Origin of the sequence: Streptomyces sp. NPDC007162 (assembly GCF_040634175.1) — a bacterium.
In the GTDB taxonomy this organism is placed as follows: Bacteria; Actinomycetota; Actinomycetes; order Streptomycetales; family Streptomycetaceae; genus Streptomyces.
Window position 1 is genome coordinate 1 of the sequence record NZ_JBEYFC010000572.1, and the last position, 5,188, is coordinate 5,188.

Genomic DNA, 5,188 nt, shown 5'->3' on the forward strand with positions numbered 1-5,188 from the left:
CCGATATCAACCCCCCCCTCTCCCCCCTCTTCCCCCCCCCCCCCCTCTTCCCCTGTCTCCGTATTCGGCGGTCCGCCGGGTGTGGCCCGGGGGGCGGGCCGCCCGTCGAGGGCGGCCCGCCGGGCGCGGTGTCCGGAACGCTTCCCGGCCGCCGTCGCTCAGTGCACCGGCTCGGCCGAGTGGTCGGTGGGCGCCGGCGCGGGCTCGGCGTCCGCCGGCCGGCGGCCGGGCAGGAAGGAAGCGAGGACGAAGGCCAGGACGGCCGCGCCCGCGCCGATGGCCATGACGACCTTGAAGCCGTTCTCGGACGGCAGGGTGGCGCCGCCGAGGCTGATGGTCAGCTGGGCCAGGATCACCCCGGCCACCGCACTGGCCACCGAGGTGCCGATGGACCGCATCAGCGTGTTGAGGCTGTTCGCGGCGGCCGTCTCCGACGCCGGGACCGCCCCCATGATCAGCGCGGGCATCGCACCGTACGCGAAGCCGACACCGGCGCCGATGATGCAGGAGACCAGGATCAGGTGCCAGACCTGGGACATCAGGACGATGTTCAGGCCGTAGCCCGCGGCGACGATCACCGCGCCGATCATGAGGGTGACCTTCGGCCCCCGGGTCTTGGTGATGGCCGCCGAGACCGGGGCGAAGCCCATCATCACCAGACCCTGCGGCGCCATCACCAGACCGACCGTCATCATCGACCTGCCGAGGCCGTAGCCGGTCTGGGTCGGCAGCTGGAGCAGCTGCGGCAGCACCAGGGACATCGCGAACATCGAGAAGCCGAACGCGATCGAGGCGAGGTTGGTGAACAGCACCTGACGCCGGACGGTGGTGCGCAGGTCCACCAGCGGCCGGGTGGTCCGCAGCTCGAAGAAGCCCCAGGCGACGAGCACCACGACCGCGAGCGCGAACAGGCCGAGCGTGGTGCCGCTCGCCCAGCCCCAGTCGGCACCCTTGGACACCGCTAGCAGCAGCGAGACCAGGCCGACCGCGAGACCGACGGCGCCGACCGCGTCGAAACGGCCGCCCGAGCGCACCTTGGACTCCGGCACCAGAAGCATGACCAGCGCGAACGCGACGACGCCGAGAGCGGCGGAGGTCCAGAACAGCACGTGCCAGTCGAAGTGGTCCGCGATGAATGCCGCGGCCGGCAGCCCCAGCGCGCCGCCGACGCCGAGGGAGGCGCTCATCAGGGCCGTCGAGCCCGCGAGGCGCTCCGGCGGCAGTTCGTCGCGCATGATGCTGATGCCGAGGGGCACCACGGCCGCCGCGAGCCCCTGGAGGGTACGGCCGACGATCATCGGGACCAGCGCGTCGCTCAGCGCGCACACGACCGAGCCGGCCACCAGCAGCACCAGGCTGACCAGCAGCATCAGCCGCTTGCCGAACATGTCACCGATACGGCCGGCCACCGGGGTCGCCACCGCGGCCGCGAGCAGGGTCGCCGTCACCGCCCAGGCGGCGTTGGACGCGGAGGCGTTCAGGTACTTCGGCAGCTCCGGGACGATCGGGATCACCAGGGTCTGCATCAGCGAGACGGTGATACCGGCCAGGGCCAGCACCGCCACCACCGCGTTCGGATTCGGTCGCGCGGGTCGCACGGACCCGGCGGGCTGGACAGGGGCTTCGGACATGGGAGATGGCCTCCGTAGGCAGGACTGGGGCGCGACGACCGCGAAGAAGTATTAAGTCAGTCGCTTGACTTACTTTACTGGCAGAGCCTGACCGCACGCGGCGCCGTCGCCGCGTAGGCTTTTTCGGCTGGACCTCGCCGCCCCGGGCGAGGCCCCGGTACGGCTCGCGGGACAGGCCGGTCCGGTTGGTGCGCGGTCCCGGAGCGGTGGTGGACATGGCGGGCAGGACGGCGCGGGCGGAGCAGGCGGGCGCAACGCGCGAGGCGATCCTGAGCACGGCGGAGCGCCTGTTCGCCGAACACGGCGTGTACGCCGTGTCCAACCGCCAGGTCAGCGAGGCCGCCGGCCAGGGCAACAACGCCGCCGTGGGCTACCACTTCGGCACCAAGGCGGACCTCGTCCGCGCCATCGCCGCTCGGCACTTCGACCGGATCGAGGAGATCCGGGTCCGGCTGCTGGCCGCGGTCGGCGACTCCGGCGACGTCCGTGACTGGGTGGACTGCCTGGTCCGCCCAGTCACCGAGCACCTCGCGAGCCTGGGCAGCCCCACCTGGTACGCCCGCTTCTGCGCCCAGGTCATGACCGATCCCGCCCTCTACGACATCATGATCGCGGAGTCCCTCGCGTCGCCCTCGCTCCGGCAGGCCGTCGATGGGCTGAACCGGCGCCTGCCGCAGCTGCCCACCGAGGTCCGCACGGAGCGCGGCCTGATGGCCCGGACGCTGATCCTGCACACCTGCGCCGAGCGGGAGCGTGCCCTCGCCGAGGGGACCCCCACCCCGCGCGCCACCTGGAGCGACGCGGCGACCGGGCTGACCGACGCGCTCCTCGGCCTGTGGCTGGCGCCCGTCACCGGCTGAGCGCCCGGGGCGACGGCTACGCACCGAAGGCGACGACGACCTTCTCGGCCGCGCCCGGGGTGAGGGCCAGCTCGAAGGCGCGCTCCACCTCGGCGAACGGGACGCGATGGCTGATCAGCTTCGCGAACCGCTCGTGGTGCTCGACGAGTTCGGGGGTGACCTCGAAGATCTCGGTCGGGTAGCCCTGTGAGGCGATCAGGGTCAGCTCGCTGCGCAGCATGCCGCCCAGGTCGACCTCGCCCTTCTTCTGCACGGCGACCATCACCAGCCTGGCGTGCCACCTGACGTTGGCCACCACCGTGTCGAAGACCGCGGGGGCGCCGGCCGCGTCGAGGTAGACGTCTGTCCCGGGCCGGGGCTGGCCCAGCGCGTTGGCGCTCTGCCCGTGCAGCTCGGTCAGCCGGGTGGTGACGTCCTCCCTGGCGGGGTCGATGACCGCGTCCGCGCCCACGGCCAGCGCCTTCTCCAGCCGGGACGGGATGACGTCGACGACGACCACGTGTCCGACGCCCCGCAGCTTCAGCCAGATCGTGGCGCCGAGCCCGATCGGTCCCGCGCCGAAGACCACCACCCTGTCGTCGGGTCCCGCCCCGGAGCGGTTGACCGCGTGCCGGGAGACCGCCATCGGTTCGTTGAGGCACGCGACCTCGAAGGGCACGGTGTCCGGGAACACCGCGACGCTCCGGCCGGCCTCGGCGTTCTCGATCAGCAGGTACTCGCTCAGGGCGCCGTACCTGCCGCCGCAGCCGATGATCCCGGTGGGCGCGTCCTGCGGGTTCACCACCACCCGGTCGCCCACCTCCAGCCCCGTGACCTCGGCGCCGACCTCGACGATCTCGCCGGCGGGCTCGTGGCCCAGCGCGACCGGGACCAGGTCGCCGCCCAGATGGGCGCGGGCGGGCATGCCGCCCATGCGCAGGAAGGTGACATCGGTGCCGCAGACGCCGCCCGCCCGGATCCGAAGCAGCACGTCCTTGGGACCGGGCACGGGGCGTTCGACGTCCACGACCTCGATCCTGCCGACGCCTGCGGTCTGTACGGACTTCATCGTGGCCATGGGGTGACTCTCGCTTTCTGGGGTGCCGGGAGGGCATCGGAAGGTCTCGCCGGGCCGCGGGGCGGCCCGCTCAAGGCGACCCCGGTTACTTGAGTTAGGCAAGCATATTTAGCTTACTTGAGTCAAGCAAGGAATCCGCTCGTGCTGCTGCGGCAGGCCATCCCGCACGGCGAGATGGCCCCGGCCCAACGGCTGGTGGAGAACGAGCTCGCCGAGGAGTTCGGCGTCACGCGGGCCAGCATCCGTGCGGCTCTGATCGATGGAGGCACAGGGACTGGTGGAGCGGATCCGCAACCGCGGCTCGCGGGTGCGGGTGGTGACCGTGCAGGAAGCGGTCGCGATCACGGAGTGCCGCATGGTCCTGGAAGGACTGCGCGCGGCACCGGGTCGCCGAAGGCGGGCCGTGATCGGCTGGCCCGGCGACAACCTCGTGATCCACGCGGCCGTGGAGCGGTGCGACGAGGGCGACATCCTGGTGGTCACCACCACCTCGCCCTGCATGGACGGACTGTTCGGGGAGCTGTTCGCGACCGCCCTGCAACAGCGCGGGGTGCGCGGGGTGGTCCTCAACACCGGTGTCCGCGACACCCAGGAGCTGCGCGAGATGGGCTTCGCCGCCTGGTCCCGGGCGGTCTGCGCGCAGGGCACGGTCAGGGCGTGACCGGCGTCTTCCTCAACAGCGCGCAGACCATGATCTACGCGACCGTCGCCATCCGCTCCGCCCCGGACGACCGGGCCACCGCCGTCGGCGGGACCTCCGGCATGGGCCGCCTCGGCGCCGTCTTCGGCCCCTGGCTCGGCGGCCGGTTGCCGGCCGCGGGCAACGGCGACTGGGGCTTCACCTCCTTCGCGCTGGCCGGAGTCTCCTCGATGGTGTTCATCGGCGTCGCCGCCCTGTGCTCGGCCGGGCAGCCGCAGTCCGGCCGCGGCCGGGAGGAACTGGCCGCCGCCCACTGACCGTTACCGCCGAGCGGTCCGGCGCCGCGCTCCCGCCACGGGCGCGGCGCCGCTCGCTCAGTCCTCGAGGCCGGGCTGCGCCTCGAGCCCGGTGCACGCGAGTTTCCCCTCGACGTCGGCGCAGGCCTCCACGCCGCGGGGCGTCGGCACCGCGAGCATCGGGCTGGTGTAGCCGACGGAGTCCTCGGCGGGATAGCTCGCGGAGAGCACGTCCTGCCCGGCCCTGACCGAGACCTCCCGGGCGTGCGGGGTGTGCAGTCGCACCTCGGACCAGGCCGTGCCGCAGGTCGGGGACCAGCGCAGCCGTACGTCGTAGGAGGTGTCGGCGACGGCGCTCTTCGTCTGCGCGTCCCGGGCGCACGCCGAGGCGTCCGGCAACTCGCCCTGGCAGGACCGGCCGTGGCAGCCCGGTGCTGCCGACACAGGCTGCGCGCCCGGCGTGCCGCGCCGGTACGAGACGGTCACGGCGGCCGCCGCCACCCCGGCCACGGCGAGCAGGGCGAGCGCGGTCAGCGGCAGCCGCCACCACCGCCTCACCCGTGGCAGCCGTGGGGCCGGTACGACGGCCTGCGGCTCCTCGGCGGCCTCGCACAACGCCAGCACCGCGGCCGGATCCACGCCCGCCAGCCGGGCCAGCGCCTCCACGGCCGGGCGCGGCGGGCGTTTGGCACCGGAGAGGTAGC

4 protein-coding genes and 3 pseudogenes are annotated in these 5,188 nt (G+C 73.0%); 4 read left to right on the forward strand and 3 right to left on the reverse strand.

Annotation, left to right across the window (positions count from 1 at the left end):
• Positions 1-158: 158 nt before the first annotated feature.
• Positions 159-1,631 carry an MFS transporter gene (locus tag ABZ646_RS39435; protein WP_360530409.1) on the reverse strand — a complete coding sequence of 491 codons (1,473 nt, stop codon included), beginning with the start codon at positions 1,629-1,631 and terminating at the stop codon, positions 159-161.
• A 215-nt stretch (positions 1,632-1,846) separates the two neighbouring features.
• Here ABZ646_RS39435 and ABZ646_RS39440 point away from each other — a divergent pair, with 215 nt between their 5' ends.
• Positions 1,847-2,491 (forward strand): TetR family transcriptional regulator, encoded by a 645-nt coding sequence (locus ABZ646_RS39440; RefSeq protein ID WP_360530412.1) that lies wholly within the window; start codon positions 1,847-1,849, stop codon positions 2,489-2,491.
• A 16-nt stretch (positions 2,492-2,507) separates the two neighbouring features.
• Here the strand turns inward: ABZ646_RS39440 and ABZ646_RS39445 are convergent, their stop codons facing one another.
• Positions 2,508-3,548: a zinc-binding dehydrogenase gene (locus ABZ646_RS39445; protein ID WP_360530415.1), complete on the reverse strand. Its 1,041-nt coding sequence runs from the start codon at positions 3,546-3,548 to the stop codon at positions 2,508-2,510.
• Between the two features lie 117 nt (positions 3,549-3,665).
• On the opposite strand from ABZ646_RS39445, the pseudogene ABZ646_RS39450 reads away from it, so the two are divergent.
• From ABZ646_RS39450 to ABZ646_RS39460, 3 pseudogenes are all read left to right on the forward strand, one after another.
• Positions 3,666-3,930: pseudogene (locus tag ABZ646_RS39450) on the forward strand (GntR family transcriptional regulator); the annotation flags it as partial.
• A 21-nt stretch (positions 3,931-3,951) separates the two neighbouring features.
• Positions 3,952-4,206 (forward strand): annotated as a pseudogene (locus ABZ646_RS39455) (4-carboxy-4-hydroxy-2-oxoadipate aldolase/oxaloacetate decarboxylase); the annotation flags it as partial.
• A gap of 2 nt (positions 4,207-4,208) precedes the next feature.
• Positions 4,209-4,505: pseudogene (locus ABZ646_RS39460) on the forward strand (MFS transporter); the annotation flags it as partial.
• A 57-nt stretch (positions 4,506-4,562) separates the two neighbouring features.
• Here the strand turns inward: ABZ646_RS39460 and ABZ646_RS39465 are convergent.
• On the reverse strand, positions 4,563-5,188 hold a 626-nt coding region (locus ABZ646_RS39465; RefSeq protein ID WP_360530418.1), incomplete at its 5' end, for a DUF2690 domain-containing protein.